Origin of the sequence: Pseudodesulfovibrio pelocollis (assembly GCF_030282845.1) — a bacterium.
Classification (GTDB): Bacteria; Desulfobacterota; Desulfovibrionia; order Desulfovibrionales; family Desulfovibrionaceae; genus Pseudodesulfovibrio; species Pseudodesulfovibrio pelocollis.
Genome location: NZ_JASTWE010000020.1, coordinates 33,414 through 53,174, shown reverse-complemented (window position 1 = coordinate 53,174; position 19,761 = coordinate 33,414). Strand labels below are relative to the sequence as shown.

Genomic DNA, 19,761 nt, shown 5'->3' with positions numbered 1-19,761 from the left:
CCCTTGAGCCGGAGTCGACCCCGCCATCCCTCTCGCCGTCGCCTGCGTGGATGACGACGTAAGCAAAGTCGAGATGGCAAGGCCGTCCGGCGAAGACGGACGCCCGAAGGGCCTGGCCTTGCTGTCTCGGCTGCTTGCGTCACGCTCGCGGAAAAAACGGCGGGAGGAGCAAATATCCTGTCGCCGGAGCTTGCGCGAGGGTTTTGCGGCGTCATATGGTGGGGAAAACGAGCTTGGGTATGAATATGGTCCCCGGTGTGCCGCCCAAATCCGCCTGCAATGGGAACTGGGGCTTCGTCGGGAAGAATCGGCGAAAGTCGATCTGGTCGCGGATTGGGACAGGGAAGGCCACAGCCTTCTCGTCCGGTACGGGACCAAGGGGGGACGGCCCAGGACGCTGTTCAATCTGTCCGACAAGCAGCAGGATGCTCTGGAGCGTGCGCTGCCTTGGGTCAGCCAATCCGACAGGCCGGGGATTCATAATCTCATGCCGAGCGGGATGGGCGACAAGTGGCAGGAAAAGCTGTCCTATGCGGCCAGACTGTGCGGTTTCACCAAGAAGGATAGCGGGTGGACCCTGCACAGCAACCGCCATGAACGGTTCCACCGCATGTACGTCGAGCACACGGGTTTTCAGCCGCCCAACCAGCACGAATCCTTGGAAGCCTTCCAGAAGGCCGCACAGACCACGGCAGGGGACGAATGGCCCCGGCTCGACGCTGAAGCCCGTGACGACATTGAAGTGACCGCAGGACATTCCGCAGGACGGCGGGATGTGTCCGATGCCTACCTTGGCAGCAGTCAGTAACAAGACCCCGCTTCGGCGGGGTTTCCGCTTATGTGTGAGGTTCCATGAAGGAGACACACCGCTCGGGCGCTGTGTCTCCTCCATGGAACCGTCCTTTCCTCCAGTCGGCTTGGGGCCGACTGGAGGAAAGGACTATCGCCAAATGAGGTCCGTTACCTGGAAACGAATTTCGATTTTGCCAGATGAGACAGGTCCACCCCGTAGTCGAGGTGGGCGATGACCTCCTCGAAGCACATGGAGGCCGGGAAACGTCCTCCATATCTTTCAGCGGACATTTTCTTGAGTTTGTGGCCAAAGGTTTGTTCGAACGGGTCGTCCTGCATTTTCTTCTGCTTGAAGAAGTTGGAGAACGTATGCCGCAAGCTGTGAAAATCCTTAACACCATCTGCTTCCTCCAGGTCGATGGATTTTTTGAAATAGCTGAATCTTTCGCCAAGCTTGTGGCCGTAGTTTTCTTTGATCTTGACGAGTTCGGGGAAGACCCGCAGGTGCCCCTTTTCGGCCTGTTGTCGGGCAAACTCCGGGAAGCGCAACGTTTCAACGAGGAAGGGATGAAGCGGGAGAAGGCGTTTGGCGCTTGGGTTTTTCAGCTTCTTGTTGGCGAACCCATGAACATTCCTTTTCTTGTTGACATCCAGCACCCACAGCCCTTCTTCCTGACGGACATCTTCAATGTGGAGTTGGCACACCTCTTCACGCCGTGCGCCCGTGAAAAGGGAAAGAATGGGGCACCAGAAGTCGGACGGATGCAGGAATGTGTCTTCAACATATTGAGGCGCGTTGAAGATGTTTTTCAAGTCCTTGGTCGTGTACGGGGAGCGGTGTTCCGTTTCCGGCTTTTCTTCTTTTATCTTCAGACGGTGAGCTGGGTTGGCGGGAATAAGCTGCTCATCCTCGCACCATGTCAAAAATGATGAAATGTTGGTCAGATTGTTATTCACGGTGCTGACGGCAATCGTCTTGTCCGGTTCAAGGGCAACCATTTCTTCAATGGTTAGCGCTTTGAAGCGTTTGCTGTTTCGGAACCGGGGGAGCTGGAGCAGGGTATCCCGTACATGGCGCACAGCTTGCCGGTCCACTTCGTCCACCGGAATGTCGCCGAGGATGTCGGTCAGGCTGTTGAGCGTGGACAGGATGTCATCGGCACTGCCCTCACTCCAGCGTTTGGCGGCGATCCTGTCCGCCTTGTAGCGTTTCAGGGCCTCGGAAAGCACGATTTGGGACTTGGTTTCGTGTGCAGGCTGTGGAGCCGCTGGTTCAGGCTGCAGAATGGTGTTTTCAAAGGCATAGTCGCCTTCGGCGCGATGGCTGATAATCCGGTAGTAGGCGATGAGGGCTTTCGTGAATTCGTGGGCGAACTCATCCGTCAGGTCAAAGGACTGGGGCGGCCCGAAAACGTCTCCCTCGGCGGCGAGAACCATGTATTCCCGCATGGTGTCGTAGTCGCGGGAGACCAGAAGCCCTTTCAGGTGGTCGATGAGTTCTTCCGTCTTTCCCGGCACGTATTGCAGAATCGGATTGGGCGGGGTCAGGTTGTTGATGGATATCTGCTCATTCTCCTTGAGGAAGCGTTCAAGGAAATCCCGCAGAAAGAGCTTGATGCGGTCAAAATCATCCATGGCGAGCTCACCGTCTTGTATCCTGGTCAGGACTTGTTTTACGCCGGAGGCCAGGATTCGGGCCTTTGGCCTTGCTTCGGCCAGGTATCCCGTGCGCAGGGACATCCTGATCTCGGAGCGGCCCAGCGAGTGGCGCAGGGCGCTCGGGACAACGTGACGAAAGTAGTAGGTCGTGCCTTTCAAGTAAAGGTGATTCGGGGAGCGAGCGATTCGCGGCATGTGACGTCTCCGGCGACAGACGATTCCGGGTGCTTTGACCCACCACTTTGACCCAGAGGGGTCAAATCACGCCGAAAGAAGACAATCGCGTAACTTGCCGGATAAAAAAGAAAAAGGGTTGCAGCCTGTTAGCCGCAACCCTTGATCATTCTGGTGCCGAAGAGAAGACTCGAACTTCCACGGGGGAACCCCCACTAGACCCTGAACCTAGCGTGTCTACCAATTCCACCACTTCGGCACGTTCAGAGGAAGGTAGAAATAGCCGCACCCGGGTCGCATGTCAACAGGCGAGTGCATTCATTTGCGCCAAGGAGGGGTGATAGGTTTGGAGCCGGGGCTATGGGCTTGAATTGTTGCGTGTTCCTGGCGGTTGGCGACTGTGTCTGAAGCGTGATGGCCGCAGTTGCGCGCACAAAAAAAGGAACCCCGGGTTTGTCCGGGGTTCCTGTGCTTTTATGGCGCGCCCGAGAGGATTCGAACCTCTGACCTACGGATTCGTAGTCCGGCACTCTATCCAGCTGAGCTACGGGCGCGCAAAGGAAGACCTGTTTATGCTCAAGCCCGGCGGGAGGTCAAGCAATTTTTTAGGAATTCTCGAATTTGGTTTCGTATTTGTCCTCAAAACCCTGGAGCAGGGTGGCGCTGCGGGCCTGGATGCGGATAAGTTCGGTATCAGGGTGCAGGGCAAATTCCTGGATGTATGGGTATTTCATGATGAATCGTTTGACAATGGCGTCAATGGTCTGGTCCTTGCGCAGAGGGACATGGACGCCGTGGATGGTCAGGGCCAGGGCCGTGTCGGGCGAGTGGGGCAGGTGGGTGGCGCGGTTGTCAATGAGCAGGCTCACATGGGCGCATTTGCGCAGGTTGCGGCTCTTGCGCGATGCCTTGCGCGTCAGGAAGAAGAACTTCATGGACGCGTGGTCCAGGAGGTAGGTCATGAGGGAGGCGTGGGGCTCCTGACCGTCGGAGGTGGCCAGCACGCACAGTTCCTGCCCGAGGATCAGCTCGTCGATGAGTTGCATTTTGTCCTTGCTCATGGAAAACGTGTAGGGCAGTCCACGCAGGACCGCCATTATAAAACCATGGGGTCGGGAGCTTTTTTCCCGGCCCGGGGAGATGCCATGCCCGTGCTCGACCATGCCATACGCGCCGCCGAGGGCCTGCTGACCGGCCTGCTCGGGGAGGCGGACCCGGCCCGTGTCCGCGTGGCCTGGACCGGAGGCAAGGACTCGACCGTGGCCCTGTTCCTGTGGCGGGCCGTCCTTGCCCATCACGGCCTGGGCCCGGCCCGGGCCATCACTGTGGACACCGGCCACAAGTTCCCGGAGATCATCGCCTTTCGCGACAGGCTGGCCCGGGAGTGGAGGGTGGACCTCCATGTGGCCCGGCCAACCGGCCAGGTGGGGGATCATCGGGTGGCCCGCGATGTGGTCGCCTGCTGCCGCGCCCTCAAGATCGAGCCGCTGGGCCGCGCCCTGTGCGAGACCGGCACCAGCCACCTGATCAGCGGCATCCGCCGGGACGAACACCCGGACAGGAACGATCGTGCCTCCATTGAGGTTCGCCATGATCCCCCGCATATCATGGTCAACCTGCTTCTCGACTGGACAGAGACCGACATCTGGGCCTTCCACGCCCAGTTCGGCCTGCCGCACTGTCCGCTGTACGATCAGGGATACCGCTCGCTGGGTTGCCGCCCGTGCACTGCCGCGCCTGGCACCGGCCAGGGCGAGCGGGGCGGACGCGACCAGGCCAAGGAACGGGTCATGCGCACCCTGACCGGGCTTGGATATTTTTGAGCGGACCATCGGAATCGACTCCCTGGCCATGGCCGGGAAAAAGTCCCGGTTTCGGCCGGGATTTTTTTTCTTCTGATACTCGCGCCTTGCGGCCGCCCCTGGATTGACACAATTGTGCTCAGTTGATTTTACAAAAAAGTAAGGGCGGTTAGAGAATCGCCTTGGCGGGCGATTTTTCGTCGCAGGGACCTTGACCAATCACTTCACTTCACCTAATAGCCCTTGGTTACTAGGCTAAGGGTTTGGTGCATTCGTAGCCGAAAACGGTTGGAGGTGAACTGTTTTCCGGCGACCGGTGTACTCGTGTCACTCTTCTGAAACGAGGTCATCATGTCGAATCTGCTCTTTCTTTTGATTCTTCTTCCCGCAGTGGCAGCTGCGGTCTGCTATTTCGTACGGTCAAGCGCCGTGCGGACGCTGACCGTGCTGGCCACCGGCGCGATCCTCACGGCCGCGTCGCTGGCGCTGCTCGGGCAGGAGACCCAGCCGTTGACCGTGGGGTCGGTCCTCGGCATCCCCAGCGATTTCCTGATTGCGGTTCTGGATTTCGCACTCCTTGGTGTCATCTTCATGTATGGTGTGAAGCACAAGAGTCTGCTGATCCAGGGCTTCACCCTGGCCCAGGCCGCGCTTCTCGCCTGGTTCGAGCTGATCATGGTCAAGTCTGCCGAGGTCCCCGCTTTTGCCGTTGATCAGATATCTCTGATCATGGTTCTGGTGGTGTCCATCATCGGTTCCCTGATCTGCATCTTCGCCATTCCTTATATGAAGGAACATGAAGAGCATCTGCACCTGAAGAAGTCGCGCCAGCCGCAATTCTTCTTTTTCATGCTGCTCTTCCTGGGTGCCATGAACGGATTGGTGCTTTCCAACAACATCCTGTGGCTCTACTTCTTCTTCGAGGTGACCACCCTGTGCTCCTTCATGCTCATCGGGCATGACCGCACCGAGATCGCCATCAAGAATTCGGTCCGCGCCCTGTGGATGAACTCCTTGGGCGGTCTGTCCTTTGTCATCGGCATGATGCTCGTCTACTCCAAGGTGGGCACCCTCGACATCTCGGCCATCCTGGCGGGCGGTCCCCAGGGCGCGCTGATGGTCACGGGCGTCGGCTTCCTGTGCCTGGCCGGGTTCACCAAGGCGGCCCAGGTGCCGTTCCAGAGCTGGCTGCTGGGTGCCATGGTCGCGCCCACCCCGGTTTCGGCCCTGCTGCACTCCTCGACCATGGTCAAGGCGGGTGTCTATGTCGTGCTGCGCTTTGCTCCGGCCTATTCGGGCACGCTGCTCTCAGACGGCGTGGCCGTGTGTGGTGCCTTTACCTTCCTGGCCTGTGCCGCCCTGTGCATCGGTCAATCAAACGGCAAGAAGATCCTGGCCTACTCCACGGTCTCGAACCTGGGCCTGATCATCTGCTGTGCGGGCCTCAACACTCCGCTGGCCATCACTGCGGCCGTGCTGCTCATCCTCTTCCACGCCATCTCCAAGTCGCTGCTGTTCCTGTGCGTGGGCACCATCGAGCAGGCCATCGGCTCGCGCGACATCGAGGACATGCGCGGGCTGTATGCCAAGTTCCCGCGCACCGCGACCATCACCATCATCGGCATCCTGACCATGCTCCTGCCGCCCTTTGGCGTGCTCATGGGCAAGTGGATGGCTCTGGAGGCTGGAGCCGCCAACATCTATGTCATCATCATGCTGGCCATGGGCTCGGCCCTGACCATGGTCTACTGGGCGCGCTGGGGCGGCCTGCTTATGGCCTCCCGCGAGGCGGGCGCGGCCCGCGAGAAGCAGGCGGCTCTCATCAGCCTGCCGCTCATGACCCTGTGCCTGGGCGCGGTGGTCCTCTCCCTGGCCTCGCCGTGGATATACAACTCCATGCTGGCCCCCATGTTCAACGCGCCGCCCTTTGCCCTGAGCTTCGGCTCCCTGAACGCGGCCACCGGCTCCTTTGCAGTGGTCCCGCTGTTCCTGGCCCTGGGTCTTGGCGCGCTCTACGCGGTCAAGGCGGCGAGCGGGTTCCGCAAGGTCAAGATCGTGGCTCCCTATCTCTCCGGCTCCAATGCGGGCGAGGAAGGAACCTACATCGGACCCATGAACGGCCCTGTTCCGTTCTCGGCTGGTAACATGTACCTGGGCGAGCTGTTCGCCGAAGGCAAGCTCACGCCCGTCTTCAACGCGCTGGCGGTCGCCTTGATCGTGCTCATGCTGGGGGGGGCTCTCTAATGGATACGCTTATTCTCGTCATCATCGGCCTTGTGGCCGGTCCGGTCATCGGCGGTCTGGTCGCCGGTCTGGATCGCCGGGTCACCGCCTGGTTCCAGTCCCGCCAGGGCCCACCGATCATGCAGTCCTTCTACGACGTGGCCAAGCTGCTCGGCAAAGAGAAGATGGTCGTCAACCAGTGGCAGATCCTCTGCGCCTGGGTCTACCTCATCGCGGCCGCCGTGTCCGTGGGCCTGTTCTTCGCCCAGGGCGACCTGCTGGTGATCTTCTTTGTCCAGGCCGTGGGCGCGGTCTTCCTGGTCATGGGTGCCATGTCTGCCAAGTCGCCGTTTTCCCAGGTGGGCGCGCAGCGCGAGCTGATGCAGATCCTGGCCTACGAGCCGGTGCTCATCCTCGTGTTCGTGGGCATCTATCTGGTCACGGGCAGCTTCTCCATCAGCGCCGTGTGGGAGCTTGAACAGCCTCTGCTGGCCAAGATGCCGCTCCTGTACCTGGCCCTGGGCTACGCCCTGACCATCAAGCTGCGCAAGTCGCCTTTTGACTTCTCCACCTCCCATCACGGGCACCAGGAGTTGGTCAAGGGTGTGCTCACCGAGTACTCCGGGCCGTATCTGGCCCTGGTCGAGATCGCCCACTGGTACGAGACCGTGCTGATACTCGGCCTGTGCGCCCTGTTCTGGTCCACCAACGTGTTCTGGATGGCGGCGCTGCTGCTTGGCACCTACGCCCTGGAAATCCTTGTGGACAACACCATGGCCCGCATGACCTGGCGCTGGATGCTCAAGCGCGTCTGGCTGCTTGGCATGGGCATGTCCGTTGTTAACCTCATCTGGCTGTACGCGGGGTAAGTCATGTTCGGTTCATTCATCAAGAAATCTCGCGCCAAGTCCCCGTGGATCATGCATTTTGACTGCGGTAGCTGCAACGGCTGCGATATCGAGGTTCTGGCCTGCCTGACCCCCCTCTACGACGTGGAGCGGTTCGGCATCATCAACGTGGGCAACCCCAAGCACGCCGACGTGCTGCTGGTGACCGGCACGGTCAACCACCGCAACAAGAAGGTGCTCAAGAACATCTACGACCAGATGCCCGAGCCCAAGGCCGTCATCGCCATCGGCGCCTGCGGCAATACCGGCGGCGTGTTCCGCGATGCCTACAATGTGGTCGGTGGCATCGACAAGGTCATCCCCGTGGATGTCTATGTTCCCGGCTGCCCGGCCAAGCCCGAGGCCATCATCGACGGCGTTGTCGTCGGCCTGGGCAAGTTCGCTCAAAAAGTGGAAGAAGCCGAATAGGCTGTCCGCACGAGGTGATATATCGTGAAAGGTAAAGTGATCAATGTGACGACCGACACCGTTGTCGGCGAAGTCATGAAAATGAAGAACGACGGCCACAGGCTGGTCACGTTTTCCACCTATCAGGTGGACGAGGACGGGCTTGGCATCCTGTATCATTTCGACAAGAACCTCGAAACCACCCACCTGCGGCTGACGGTCAAGCGCGATGCGCCCATTCCGAGCGTCTCCGGCGTCTACTTCGCCGCGCTGCTGGTGGAGAACGAGATCCGCGACCAGTGGGACGTCAAGTTCGACGGCCTGGTCCTTGACTTCAACCGCACGCTCTATCTCGACCCGGAGGTGACCCAGGTTCCGCTGGTCTCCAACGTCAAGATCGAGCCCAAGAAATAAGGGAGGCTGACATGGCTACCACTGTTATTCCTTTCGGCCCGCAGCATCCCGTCCTGCCCGAACCCGTCCACCTGACCCTCAAGGTCGAGGACGAGATCGTCAAGGAGGCCATCCCGGCCCTGGGCTATGTCCACCGCGGCCTGGAAAAGCTGGCTGAAATCCGCGACTACCACCAGATGATTCAGGTGTGCGAGCGCGTCTGCGGCATCTGCTCCATGATCCACGCGGTCTGCTACTCGCAGGCCATCGAGGAGCTGATGGAGGTGGAGGTACCCAAGCGCGCCGAGATGCTGCGCGTCATCTGGTCCGAGCTGCACCGCACCCACTCGCATCTGCTGTGGCTGGGCCTTTTTGCCGACGCCTTTGGCTTCGAGTCCCTGTTCATGCAGTTCTGGAAGGTCCGCGAGCGGATCATGGACATCAACGAGGCCACCACCGGCAGCCGCGTCATCGTATCCGTGAACGTCATCGGCGGCGTGCGCGCCGACCTTTCCCCGGAACAGATCCGCTGGATTCTCGGCGAGATCGACATCGTGGAGAAGGAAGTCCGCGCCCTACAGGACACCATCATGAATGACTACACGGTCAAGGCCCGCACCGTGGGCGTGGGCGTGCTCTCCAAGGAGAACGCCTACCTTCTGGGCGCTGCCGGTCCCACCCTGCGCGGCTCGGGCGTGGCCCAGGACATGCGCATGCTCGGCTATGGCGGCTACTCGGAGCTCGACTTCGAACCCGTGGTCGAGACCTCTGGCGACTGCTGGGCGCGTTCCACGGTCCGCTTCCGCGAGACCCTGCAATCCATCGACCTCGTGCGCCAGGCCATCGCCAAGCTGCCCGAGGGCGAGCTGGCCGCCAAGGTCAAGGGCAACCCGCCCGAGGGTGAGGTCTACATGCGGGTGGAGCAGCCGCGCGGCGAGTGCGTCTACTACATCAAGGGCAACGGCACCAAGCATCTTGACCGGCTGCGCATCCGCACGCCCACATTCGCCAACATCCCGCCGCTGTTGGCCATGCTGCCCGGCTGCGAGTTGGCCGACGTGCCGGTCATCGTCCTTGCCATTGACCCGTGCATCAGCTGCACCGAACGTTAAGGAGGGACCGATATGCTGTTCACACCCACGGTCATCAAGAACCTGCTGAAGAAACCGGCCACACGCCTGTATCCCTTCACCGTGCGCGAGCCGTTCCCCAACTACCGGGGCGAGCTGTACATAGACATCGACGCCTGCATCTTCTGCGGCACCTGCGCCCGCAAGTGCCCCAGCCAGTGCATCGAGGTGGACAAGGAGCAGGGCCTGTGGTCCTGCGATCCCCACGCCTGCGTCTATTGCGGCATCTGCCGCGACACCTGCCCGACCAAGTGCCTGCACATGAAGGATGTGCACCGCAAGCCAATGACCGAGCGGATCATGATGGTCGAGAAGGGCGAGCCGCCCAAGCCCAAGAAGAAGGCCGCCGAGGCCGCCCCCAAGGCCGAGGCCGAGCCGAAGGCTGACGACGCCGACAAGGGCGAGTCCAAAAAGGCTGACGCCAAGAAGAAATAGCGGAAATACCGGCAATGAAAAACGCCCCGGTCTCGCCTGAGGCCGGGGCGTTCCTGTGTGCTGGCCATGCCAAGGCTGTCCGGTCACAACGGTGCTCATGCCAAAAAGGGCATGGGCCGCCCCTCTTGGCTTGCGCCGGGAAATCGCGTACCTTTCCAATCCTTATGGAGAGAAAGCGCACCAGGGTCTTGGACGTGGGCGGCGTGGGCATCGGGGGCGACAACCCGGTCCGCGTCCAGTCCATGTGCAACACCGATACACGCGACGTGCTGAGCACTGTCGCCCAGATCACCCGCCTGGCAGAAGCCGGGTGCGAGATCGTGCGCCTGGCCGTGCCCGACGACAAGGCCGCTGCCGCCCTTGCGGCCATTCGCGCCGACTCGCCCGTGCCGCTCATCGCGGACATCCATTTCGACCACCGGCTGGCCCTGGCCGCGCTTGAAGCGGGCATGGACGGCCTGCGCATCAACCCCGGCAACATCGGCGACGAGTCCAAGGTGGACACCGTGGTCCGCGCCGCCCAGGAGCGGGGCGTGCCCATCCGCATCGGCGTCAACGGCGGCTCGCTGGAGAAAGACCTGCTGCACCGCCACGGCGGCCCCACGCCGCAGGCCATGGTCGAGTCCGGCCTGCGCCACGTGGCCATGCTGGAGCGGCGCGGCTTCTCGAACATCAAGATTTCGCTCAAGACCTCGTCGGTGCTCAACACCATCGCCGCCTACCGGCTCATGGCCGCGCGGGTGGACTACCCACTGCACATCGGCATCACCGAGGCCGGAACCCTGGTGCGCGGCACGGTCAAGTCCGCCGTGGGTCTGGGCATCCTGCTGTGGGAGGGCATCGGCGATACCCTGCGCGTCTCCCTGACCCACGACCCGGTGGCGGAGATCGGTGTGGCCTATGAGATCCTGCGCGCCCTGGGCCTGCGTCAGCGCGGGCCGGAGATCATCGCCTGCCCCACCTGCGGCCGCACCGAGATCAACCTCATCACCCTGGCCGAGCAGGTGGAGGAAGCCCTGCGCGGGGTGGAGGAGGTCTTCACCGTGGCCGTCATGGGCTGTGTGGTCAACGGACCCGGCGAGGCCCGCGAGGCGGACATCGGCATTGCAGGCGGCCGCGGCCTGGGCATCATCTTCCGCAAGGGCGAGGTGGTGCGCAAGGTGCGGGGCGATGACCGCCTGCTGCCTGAATTCATGAAAGAAATCGAAGCGTTCCTACACGAAAGGAGATCATAATACATGCGTCTTTCCCGCTACTACATTCCGACCCTCAAGGAAGACCCGGCCGATGCCGAGGTCGTGTCCCACAAGCTCCTGATGCGCGCGGGCATGGTCCGCAAGCTGACCAGCGGCATCTACAACTACCTGCCCCTTGGCCTGCGCGCCATCAACAAGGTGGCCCGCATCGTGCGCGAGGAAATGGACCGGGCCGGGGCCATGGAAGTGTCCATGCCCATGGTCCAGCCCGCCGACCTCTGGCAGGAGACCGGCCGCTGGGACTTCTACGGCAAGGAACTGCTGCGCCTCAAGGACCGCCACGGCCGAGACTACTGCCTCGGACCCACCCACGAGGAGGTCATCACTGACCTCGTGCGCGGCGAGATCAAGTCCTACAAGCAACTGCCGGTCAATCTCTATCAGGTCCAGACCAAGTTCCGCGACGAGATCCGCCCCCGCTTCGGCCTCATGCGCGGCCGCGAATTCATCATGAAGGACGCCTACTCCTTTGACCGCGACGAGGCCGGGGCCGAAACGTCCTACTGGGCCATGTTCGAGGCGTACAAGGCCGCCTTCTCGCGCATCGGCCTGCGCTTCAAGCCGGTCCAGGCCGACTCCGGGGCCATCGGCGGCGACTTCTCTCACGAGTTCATGGTCCTGGCCGAGACCGGCGAGGACACCATCGCCTCCTGCAAATCCTGCCAGTTCGGGGCCAACCTTGAAAAGGCCATGGTGGCCCCACCCGCTGGCGACTGCCGCTGCGACGCCCCGTGTCCGCCCATCGAGCAGGTGGACACGCCCGGCCAGCACACCGTGGCCGAGGTCTGCGCCTTCCTCGGCATCACGCCGGACAAGCTCGTCAAGACCCTGCTCTTCGTGGTGGACGGCGACCCCGTGGCCGCCCTGGTGCGCGGGGACCGCGAGCTCAACGACGTCAAGCTGCGCAACCTCATCGGCGGCAACGAGATCGAGATGGCCGACGAAGCCCTGGTGCGCAAGCTCACCGGCGCGCCCGTCGGCTTTGCCGGACCGGTCGGGCTGGCCGAGGGCGTGCCTGTCTACGCCGACGCCGAACTGTGCCTCGGCACCGACTGGGTGGCCGGAGCCAACGCCGCCGACACCCACATCCGCTACCTCTCCCTGGGCCGCGACTGCACAATCGAGAAGTTCGCCGACCTGCGCTTCATCGAGCCCACCGACCCCTGCCCCGAGTGCGGCAGCGCAATCGAGTTCACCAAGGGCATCGAGGTGGGCCATGTCTTCAAGCTCGGCACCAAGTATTCCAAGAAGATGGAAGCCACCTTCCTCGACGAGAACGGCAAGACCCAATACATGGTCATGGGCTGCTACGGCATCGGCGTCTCGCGCATCGTGGCCTCGGCCATCGAGCAGAATCACGACGACGCGGGCTGTTGCTTCCCGCCCTCCATCGCCCCCTTCGAGGCCGTGCTCATCTCCCTGGGCGGCAAGGACGAGGCCGTGGACGCCAAGGGCGACGAACTCTACCAGCAGCTCATCGCCCTGGGCGTGGACGCCTGCTTCGACGACCGCAAGGAGCGCCCCGGCGTCAAGTTCGCCGAGGCCGACCTCATCGGCTACCCCATGCAGCTCGTCCTGGGCGGCAAGGGGCTGGCAAACGGCATCGTCGAAGCCAAGGACCGCAAGACCGGCGAAAAGATCGAACTGCCCATCAACGGCTTTGCCGAGGCCTTCACCGCCTGGCGCAAGGAAATCTGGACCCGCTGGGGCCTGGAAGCGTAGAGGGGAATGCCTCCGGCGGCCAGGGCGCTGCCCTGGACCCGCCAGGGGCCTAAGGCCCCTGGACCCCAGGCGAGCCTGCGGCGCTGAGTATGTCGGCCAGCCTGCCCTTCGGGACAGGCTGGCCGACGGGTGTTTTTTTTGGGGAGGAGATTGGCGGTTGTGCGGTGGTGGGGCGGGATGGTATGAAGCGCACATTGGCCGGGCAGTGCCTCCGGGGTGGCGGATGTCCCGGGAGGCGTTCATGGACGTGATTTGGAGGCAGTGATTTGTCCGTCATCTTTACCGTTTCCGAACTGACGCGCTCCGTCAAGAATCTGCTTGAGGCGGAGTTTCCCTTTGTCTGGGTGCGCGGGCAGGTGACGAATCTGGCGCGCCCGGCCAGCGGGCATGTGTATTTTACGTTGACCGACGGCGACGCCGCCCTGTCCGTGGTCTGGTTCAAGTCGGCCCAGCGGTCGGCCGAGCCGGTGGAGCGCGAGGGCGAGCGGGTCAACCCCCTGACCGGCGAGGTGGAGGAGGGCGAGGCGACCGCCTTGGCCGGGGATGCGCTGGAAGGGGGCCAGGAGGTGCTGTGCGCCGGGCGGCTCAATGTGTTCGAGCCGCGCGGCCAGTATCAGCTGGTGGCCGAGTTGGTCCAGGCGCAGGGCGTGGGCGATCTGGCCATGGCCTTCGAGGCCCTCAAGCGCAAGCTGGCGGACAAGGGATATTTCGACGAGGACCGCAAGCTGGCCCTGCCGCGCAATCCGGCCCGGGTGGCGGTGATCACCTCGCCCTCGGGCGCGGCCATCCGCGATTTCCTGCGCATCGCGGCCGAGCGGGGCACGGGCGGAGAGATTCGTATTTATCCGGCTCTGGTGCAAGGTGAGCGCGCCCCCGGGCAGATCGCGGCAGCCCTTGATCAGGTGGACACCGAGGGCTGGGCCGAGGTGGCGGTGCTCATCCGGGGCGGCGGCTCGCTGGAAGACCTGTGGGCTTTCAACACCGAGGAAGTGGCCGATGCCATCCATCGGGCGCGGCTCCCGGTGCTCACCGGTGTGGGCCATGAGCCGGACGTGACCATCGCGGATTTCGTGGCCGACAAACGGGCGGCCACGCCGAGCCACGCGGCCCAGGAATTGTGGCCCCGGCGCGAGACCCTGGCCCAGCGGGTGGACGCCCTGGAACTGGCCCTTGGCCGGGCCTACGGGGCATGGCTGCGCGGCAGGGAGGATGCCTTCCGCCAGTTGCGCCGCGCCTTGGTGTGGCTTTCCCCGGCGCAGCGGCTCGGACGCATGGAGGATCGCCACCGCTCCCTGCTGCCCAGGCTCGAAGCGGCCGGGCGCGGCGTGTATCGTGTTCCCGGACGCACGCTTGCCGCGAGTGTAGAAAGGCTCGCCCGCGCCTTTGGCCCTGCCCGGGTGGACCGGGGGGGTGACGAGGTGGTGAGCCTGTGCCGCCGCATGGAGCGGGCCATGCTGGCCCTGCACCAAAGGCGCGAGCGCGATCTGGCGATGCTTGCCGCCGTGCTGCGCGGGCTTGACCCCGAGGCACCCCTTGAGCGCGGCTACGCCCTGATCCGCGTCGGGCGCACCGGAGAATTTTTGCGCGGCCCGAAAGAGGTGACGCCGGGCGATGCGCTTGATATCAGGGTTCGGGACGGCCGGGTTGCGGCCGTGGTCATCGATGCGTCGATACAAACGCGGGAGAAGGAATGAAGCGGCTTGCATCCTTGGTTTTTCTGTTGGCGACACTGGTTCTGCCCATGCTTCCCCTCACGGTCACGGCCCAGGGGTTCGGCCTGGAGGAAGGGGATGGCGTGCCCCTGACCAAGACGGTCGAGGCCCAGGCGGCCCAAACCGAGGCGGCATCCGCCCCGGGGTCGGCCCTGGTGCTGGCCGCGCCCGGTCAGGCAGGAGTGGGGCAGCCGTTTCTGGTGCGTCTGACTTCGGATCAGCCCCTTGATACCGTTTCCGTCCACTGGCTGGGGAAGGAAGTGGTGCCGACCATCTCGGTGTGGAATGATCGCCATGTGGCTCTGGTCATGCTCGGCACCGACGTGCTCAATGCCAAGCCGGGCAAGGAGGAACTGGTGGTCATGGCGTCCATCGACGGCAAGGAGAACACTCTGCGGCGCACCGTCCAGCTTGTGCCAGTCGAGTACCAGCGCCAGGAACTGACCCTGCCCGAGAAGATGGTCACCCCGCCCGCCGAGGTCCTGGAGCGCATCCGGGCCGAGCGCGAGGTGACCCGGGCGGCCCTGGAAACCGTGTCGTCTGCGCGGATGTGGCGGCTGCCTCTGGAGCGCCCGGTGGGAGGCGAGGTGTCAAGCCCGTACGGGGCGCAGCGCATTCTCAACGGCAAGCCGAAGAATCCGCACCGGGGGCTGGATTTCCGCTCGCCCATGAACAATCCCATCAAGAGTGTGGCAGACGGCGTGGTCATCCTGGTGGGCGATTTCTACTACGCGGGCAACTCGGTCTACGTGGACCACGGCAACGGGGTGATCTCGCTTTATTTTCATCTCGAAAAGCCCATGGTCAAGGAAGGCGACACCGTGCAGCGCGGGCAGGTCGTCGGTCTCACCGGCATGACCGGGCGTTCCACCGGGCCGCATCTGCACCTGTCGATATCAGTTCTGGGGCGGCTGGTGGACCCGGAACCTTTATTGAAAATGACTGTTGATGACATGCTGAATTGATTGGTTTTTGATTCAAATCAGCCTGGAGGAATCGTGACCGGGGAATCCTTTGAAGAACGGCTTGAGCGGCTGAAGGACGTGGTGGACCGATTGGAACGGGGCGATCTGCCCCTTGAGCAGGGTGTGGCCCTGTACAAGGAGGGGTTGGCCCTGGCCCAGGCCTGCGGCAAGCAGCTGGAGGCGGCCCGACAGGAAGTGCGCATCGTCAGTGATGGGCTGGTGCGCGAGTTCGAGGCGCTGGAAGCCATGGCGGCGGAGGATGGCGATGACCGTTAAGGCGAGGCTGGCCGAACGGGCCCGTGAGGTGGAGGCGTATCTCGAAGGCTGTCTGCGCGGGCGCGGGATACCCGACAGGCTGCTTGCGTCCATGGAATATTCGCTGCTGGCGGGCGGCAAGCGGCTGCGGCCGGTGCTGACCCTGGCCTGGACGTCCATGCTCGGCGGCGACCCGGCGCGGGTCATGTCCTTTGCCGCCAGCCTGGAGTGCATCCACACCTATTCCCTCATCCACGACGATCTCCCGGCCATGGACGACGACGACCTGCGCCGGGGGCGGCCGTCCAACCACAAACAGTTTGACGAGGCTACGGCCATCCTGGCCGGGGACGGGCTGCTCACCGAGGCGTTCTCCCTCATGGCCGAGGCATCCTTCAAGCATGGCCTGCCCGCCGAGCGGGTGCTGCGGGCCGTGGGTGTGCTGGCTGCGGCGGCCGGGGGTGGCGGCATGGTTGGCGGTCAGGCCGTGGACATGGCCTTCACCGGCCGGGCCGAGGTGACCCTTGAGGAGCTGCGCCGGATGCACGCCATGAAGACCGGCGCGCTGATCACGGCGGCCTGCGAGTGCGGGGCCGTGCTGGCCGGGGCACCGGACCGCGATGTGGAGAACGCGCGCGAGTATGGCCGGGCCGTGGGCGTGGCCTTCCAGATCGTGGACGACGTGCTCGACGTGGAGGGCGATACCGCCACCCTGGGCAAGCCCGCCGGGAGCGACGCGGCCATGGGCAAGTCCACCTATCCGGCCCTCATCGGCCTTGCGCAGAGCAAGGAGCTGGCCTCGGGCCATGCAGACGAGGCGGTGCAGCGGCTTGTGGACTACGAGGGCGCGGGAAAAACCCTGCTCGCCGACCTGGCCCGGTACATTGTGGACAGAGTGTGCTGATTGGCTTAGTGTGACCGCCCTATGACCGATGCGCTCATGAACACGACCATTCTATCGCGGATCAGGAAGCCCGGCGACGTCAAGGCGTTGTCAGTGGCCGAACTGGAAGTCCTGGCCCAGGAGCTGCGCGACGTGATCATCGGTCAGGTGGCCGGGCACGGCGGGCATCTGGCTCCCTCGCTGGGAGTGATCGAACTGACCCTGGCCCTGTTCCGGGCCTTTGACCTTGAAGAGGACAAGCTCATCTGGGATGTGGGCCATCAGGCCTATGCCCACAAGCTGCTGACCGGCCGGGTTGAGCAGTTCCACACCCTGCGCCAGAAGGGCGGCCTGAGCGGGTTTCCGCGCCCGGCCGAGAATCCCTATGACCATTTCGGGGTGGGCCATTCCTCCACCTCCATTTCCGCCGCCCTGGGCATGGCCGTGGCCCGCGACCTCAAGGGGCTTGACCATGAGGTCATCGCGGTCATCGGCGATGGGTCACTCACCGCCGGGCTTGCCTTCGAGGGGCTCAATCAGGCGGGTGACCTGGGCCGCAAGATGGTGGTGGTGCTCAACGACAACGAGATGTCCATCTCCAAGAACGTGGGCGCCCTCTCCCGGTTCCTGAGCCGCAAGATGACTACCCCCTTCCTGCAGCGCCTCAAGAGCGATGTGGAGGACCTGCTCGCCACCATCCCCAAGATCGGCGACGATCTGGCCGGGTACGCCAAGCGCTACGGCGACTCGGTCAAGAGCTTCTTCACCCCGGGCATTCTCTTCGAGGCCTTCCATTTCACTTACGTCGGCCCCATCGACGGCCACAACACCGCGCAGATGATCAAGGTGTTCGAGGAGATACGCCAGATAGACAAGCCGGTGCTGGTCCATGTGATGACCACCAAGGGCAAGGGATACGAACCGGCCGAGTCCGACCCGACACACTTTCACGGCGTGGGCGAGTTCGTGCCCGAGACCGGGCTGGCGCGCAAGTTCTCGGGCCTGGGTCTGCCCTCGTACACCTCGGTCTTCGGCTCCACCCTGTGCGATCTGGCTGGGCGCGACAAGACCATCGTGGCCATCACCGCTGCCATGCCCGAGGGCACGGGCACCGAGTGTTTCCGCAAGAATTATCCCGAGCGGTTCGTGGATGTGGGTATCTGCGAGCAGCATGCCGTGACCTTTGCGGCCGGGCTGGCCACCCAGGGCTACAAACCCGCCGTGGCCATCTACTCCACCTTCCTCCAGCGCGCCTACGACCAGATCGTGCATGATGTCTGCCTGCAGAACCTCAACGTCAATTTCTTCCTCGATCGGGGCGGCCTGGTGGGTGAGGACGGGGCCACCCATCACGGGGCCTTTGACTTCAGCTACCTGCGCCACATTCCCAACCTCGTGATCATGGCCCCCAAGGACGAGGCCGAGATGGCCCGGATGATGGTCACGGCCTTTGCCCACGAGGGGCCGTGCGCCATGCGCTACCCGCGCGGCACTGGAGTGGGCGCTTCGGTCAGCCCCGATCCCCAGCCCATCCCGCTGGGCCAGGGCGAGCTGATGCGCGACGGGACCCACGCCGTGGTCATCACGCTTGGCTCCCGGGTCTATCCGGCGGTGGAGGCGGCCATGCAGCTTGAGGAAGATGGGCTTGAGGTGGCCGTGTTCAACACCCGCTTCGTCAAGCCGCTGCCGCGCGAGCAACTGCTCGACCTCGCGGCCCGGTTCGAGACTATCCTGCTGGTGGAGGAGAACGCCTTGGCGGGCGGTTTCGGCTCGGCCGTGATTGAGCTGCTCGTAGACGAGGGAGTCCTCTCGGGCAAGCAGATCAGGCGGATCGGCATCCCTGACGAGTTCGTGGAGCACGGCACCCAGAAGGAGCTTCGGGCCATGCTCGGCATTGATGCCGAGGGCATGAAGCAGGCCCTGCGCGCCATGTGCGCCAAGTAGCGTCCATGTCCTTGGACGCGCGAAGGCCCGGCCATCCTTCAGGGACAGCCGGGCCTTTGTGCGTCGATGCTTCGGGGCGCGCTCAGCGTCCGCAGCACTTCTTGAATTTTTTGCCAGAGCCGCAGGGGCAGGGTTCGTTGCGCCCGATCTTGGGCTCCTTGCGGATGGGCGGGCCCGAGACCATGGCCCCGTCCAGATAGCGCCAGTGCCCGCCCAGGCGCTGGAACTGGCTGCGCTCGCGGTGGGTGCGCTCTTCGCCGTCGATGGCGTACATGGCCGAAAATTCCACCATGCCCTTGTCGTCGTCCTCGCCGCCTGCCCATGTTTCGTGAATCTCAAGGCCCAGCCAACTGGCGGATTCCGCCCACTCCCGGACCGAGGCCTCGTCGTGGTCCTTGAGGGCTTCGGGTGCCAGGGTTTCCTTGAGATAGTCAAATTCCTTGAGCACATAGGCGCTGTAGCGGGAGCGCATGAGGGCCTCGGCCGTGGGGGCCGGGGTCTGGCCGGATATATATGGGCCACAGCAATCGATGTGTTCCTTGCCGGAACCGCAGGGGCAGGGTTTGGTCATGATCGTGTCCTTTGCAGGGGAGTTTGCGATGCGGCGGATTGTATAGAAAGCGGTGCGGGTGTCAATGCGCAAGTGGTGGGGTTGCGGCCCGGCCCGAGGCGTGGCACTGATCGGGGATGATACGGATAACCGACACGGTGACCATTCCCGATGACGAGGTCGCCTTCACCGCCTCGCGCAGCTCCGGGCCGGGCGGCCAGCATGTGAACACCACGGACAGTCGCGTGACCCTGCTCTTTGACGTGGCTGCCAGCCCCAGCCTGACCCGGCATCAGAAGGAGATGGTCACCCGCTCCCTTGCGGGCAGGATCGACAAGCGCGGCGTGCTCCGGGTGTCTTCCCAGACCTCCCGCAGCCAGAAATCCAACAAGGAGTCGGCCATCGCGCGGTTCGTGGAGCTGATGCGCCGGGCGCTCACGCCAGTGACGCCGCGCAAGGATACCGCAGTGCCCAGAAGCGCCCGGCGCAAGCGGCTGGTGCGCAAGCGGCACACGGCCGAGCGCAAGCGCCAGCGCAGGACGCCGGGCATGGACGAGTAGGGGCGTGGGGA

Annotated in this window: 19 protein-coding genes and 2 tRNA genes; 16 read left to right on the top strand and 5 right to left on the bottom strand. The window is 63.5% G+C overall.

The features are described from left to right. Positions 1–46: 46 nt before the first annotated feature. Positions 47–808 (top strand): integrase domain-containing protein, encoded by a 762-nt coding sequence (locus tag QQS14_RS08775; protein ID WP_285906605.1) that lies wholly within the window; start codon positions 47–49, stop codon positions 806–808. A gap of 152 nt (positions 809–960) precedes the next feature. Here the strand turns inward: QQS14_RS08775 and QQS14_RS08770 are convergent, their stop codons facing one another. From QQS14_RS08770 to QQS14_RS08755, 4 genes are all read right to left on the bottom strand, one after another. Further along, positions 961–2,646 (bottom strand): site-specific integrase, encoded by a 1,686-nt coding sequence (locus QQS14_RS08770; protein ID WP_285906604.1) that lies wholly within the window; start codon positions 2,644–2,646, stop codon positions 961–963. Between the two features lie 151 nt (positions 2,647–2,797). Beyond that, positions 2,798–2,884: transfer RNA gene (locus QQS14_RS08765), tRNA-Leu, on the bottom strand. Positions 2,885–3,102: 218 nt separating this feature from the next. Further along, positions 3,103–3,179 (bottom strand) — tRNA-Arg (locus QQS14_RS08760). 51 nt (positions 3,180–3,230) lie between these two features. Next, a complete protein-coding gene (locus QQS14_RS08755; RefSeq protein WP_285906603.1) occupies positions 3,231–3,686 on the bottom strand; it encodes a pyridoxamine 5'-phosphate oxidase family protein in 456 nt (151 codons plus the stop codon). A gap of 84 nt (positions 3,687–3,770) precedes the next feature. On the opposite strand from QQS14_RS08755, the gene QQS14_RS08750 reads away from it, so the two are divergent. The 14 genes from QQS14_RS08750 to dxs all read left to right on the top strand — a co-directional run bounded on the left by QQS14_RS08750 (position 3,771) and on the right by dxs (position 18,640). Then, positions 3,771–4,448 (top strand): phosphoadenosine phosphosulfate reductase family protein, encoded by a 678-nt coding sequence (locus QQS14_RS08750; RefSeq protein ID WP_285906602.1) that lies wholly within the window; start codon positions 3,771–3,773, stop codon positions 4,446–4,448. A gap of 330 nt (positions 4,449–4,778) precedes the next feature. Further along, entirely contained in the window at positions 4,779–6,671 is a 1,893-nt protein-coding gene (locus tag QQS14_RS08745) for an NADH-quinone oxidoreductase subunit 5 family protein (protein ID WP_285906601.1), read from the top strand. After that, on the top strand, positions 6,671–7,519 hold the full coding sequence (locus QQS14_RS08740) for a respiratory chain complex I subunit 1 family protein (protein ID WP_285906600.1): 849 nt from the start codon (positions 6,671–6,673) through the stop codon (positions 7,517–7,519). Before QQS14_RS08745 ends, QQS14_RS08740 begins: the two co-directional genes overlap by 1 nt. A gap of 3 nt (positions 7,520–7,522) precedes the next feature. Further along, positions 7,523–7,966 (top strand): NADH-quinone oxidoreductase subunit B family protein, encoded by a 444-nt coding sequence (locus tag QQS14_RS08735; RefSeq protein WP_285906599.1) that lies wholly within the window; start codon positions 7,523–7,525, stop codon positions 7,964–7,966. Positions 7,967–7,990: 24 nt separating this feature from the next. Further along, positions 7,991–8,359: an NADH-quinone oxidoreductase subunit C gene (locus tag QQS14_RS08730; RefSeq protein ID WP_285906598.1), complete on the top strand. Its 369-nt coding sequence runs from the start codon at positions 7,991–7,993 to the stop codon at positions 8,357–8,359. Positions 8,360–8,370: 11 nt separating this feature from the next. Continuing rightward, positions 8,371–9,450 (top strand): hydrogenase large subunit, encoded by a 1,080-nt coding sequence (locus QQS14_RS08725; RefSeq protein ID WP_285906597.1) that lies wholly within the window; start codon positions 8,371–8,373, stop codon positions 9,448–9,450. 12 nt (positions 9,451–9,462) lie between these two features. Further along, positions 9,463–9,903 carry a 4Fe-4S binding protein gene (locus tag QQS14_RS08720; protein WP_285906596.1) on the top strand — a complete coding sequence of 147 codons (441 nt, stop codon included), beginning with the start codon at positions 9,463–9,465 and terminating at the stop codon, positions 9,901–9,903. A 164-nt stretch (positions 9,904–10,067) separates the two neighbouring features. Further along, a complete protein-coding gene (gene ispG / locus QQS14_RS08715) occupies positions 10,068–11,138 on the top strand; it encodes a flavodoxin-dependent (E)-4-hydroxy-3-methylbut-2-enyl-diphosphate synthase (protein ID WP_285906595.1) in 1,071 nt (356 codons plus the stop codon). 3 nt (positions 11,139–11,141) lie between these two features. Continuing rightward, entirely contained in the window at positions 11,142–12,881 is a 1,740-nt protein-coding gene (locus QQS14_RS08710; RefSeq protein WP_285906594.1) for a proline--tRNA ligase, read from the top strand. A gap of 266 nt (positions 12,882–13,147) precedes the next feature. Next, on the top strand, positions 13,148–14,575 hold the full coding sequence (gene xseA / locus QQS14_RS08705; RefSeq protein WP_285906593.1) for an exodeoxyribonuclease VII large subunit: 1,428 nt from the start codon (positions 13,148–13,150) through the stop codon (positions 14,573–14,575). After that, positions 14,572–15,558 carry a M23 family metallopeptidase gene (locus QQS14_RS08700; protein ID WP_285906592.1) on the top strand — a complete coding sequence of 329 codons (987 nt, stop codon included), beginning with the start codon at positions 14,572–14,574 and terminating at the stop codon, positions 15,556–15,558. Before xseA ends, QQS14_RS08700 begins: the two co-directional genes overlap by 4 nt. Positions 15,559–15,591: 33 nt before the next feature. Next, positions 15,592–15,834 (top strand): exodeoxyribonuclease VII small subunit, encoded by a 243-nt coding sequence (gene xseB, locus QQS14_RS08695; protein ID WP_285906591.1) that lies wholly within the window; start codon positions 15,592–15,594, stop codon positions 15,832–15,834. Further along, positions 15,824–16,717, top strand: coding sequence for a polyprenyl synthetase family protein (locus QQS14_RS08690; RefSeq protein WP_285906590.1), 894 nt, complete (start codon positions 15,824–15,826; stop codon positions 16,715–16,717). The genes xseB and QQS14_RS08690 overlap by 11 nt, the downstream gene beginning before the upstream one ends. A 21-nt stretch (positions 16,718–16,738) precedes the next feature. Then, positions 16,739–18,640, top strand: a complete 1,902-nt coding sequence (gene dxs, locus QQS14_RS08685; protein ID WP_285906589.1) for a 1-deoxy-D-xylulose-5-phosphate synthase — start codon at positions 16,739–16,741, stop codon at positions 18,638–18,640. An 82-nt stretch (positions 18,641–18,722) separates the two neighbouring features. On the opposite strand, the gene QQS14_RS08680 is transcribed toward dxs, so the two are convergent. Further along, positions 18,723–19,211, bottom strand: a complete 489-nt coding sequence (locus QQS14_RS08680; RefSeq protein WP_285906588.1) for a YchJ family protein — start codon at positions 19,209–19,211, stop codon at positions 18,723–18,725. Between the two features lie 116 nt (positions 19,212–19,327). On the opposite strand from QQS14_RS08680, the gene arfB reads away from it, so the two are divergent. Then, the gene (gene arfB, locus QQS14_RS08675; protein ID WP_285906587.1) at positions 19,328–19,750 is read left to right on the top strand and encodes an alternative ribosome rescue aminoacyl-tRNA hydrolase ArfB; all 423 of its coding nucleotides are present in this window, start codon (positions 19,328–19,330) and stop codon (positions 19,748–19,750) included. Positions 19,751–19,761 lie beyond the last annotated feature (11 nt).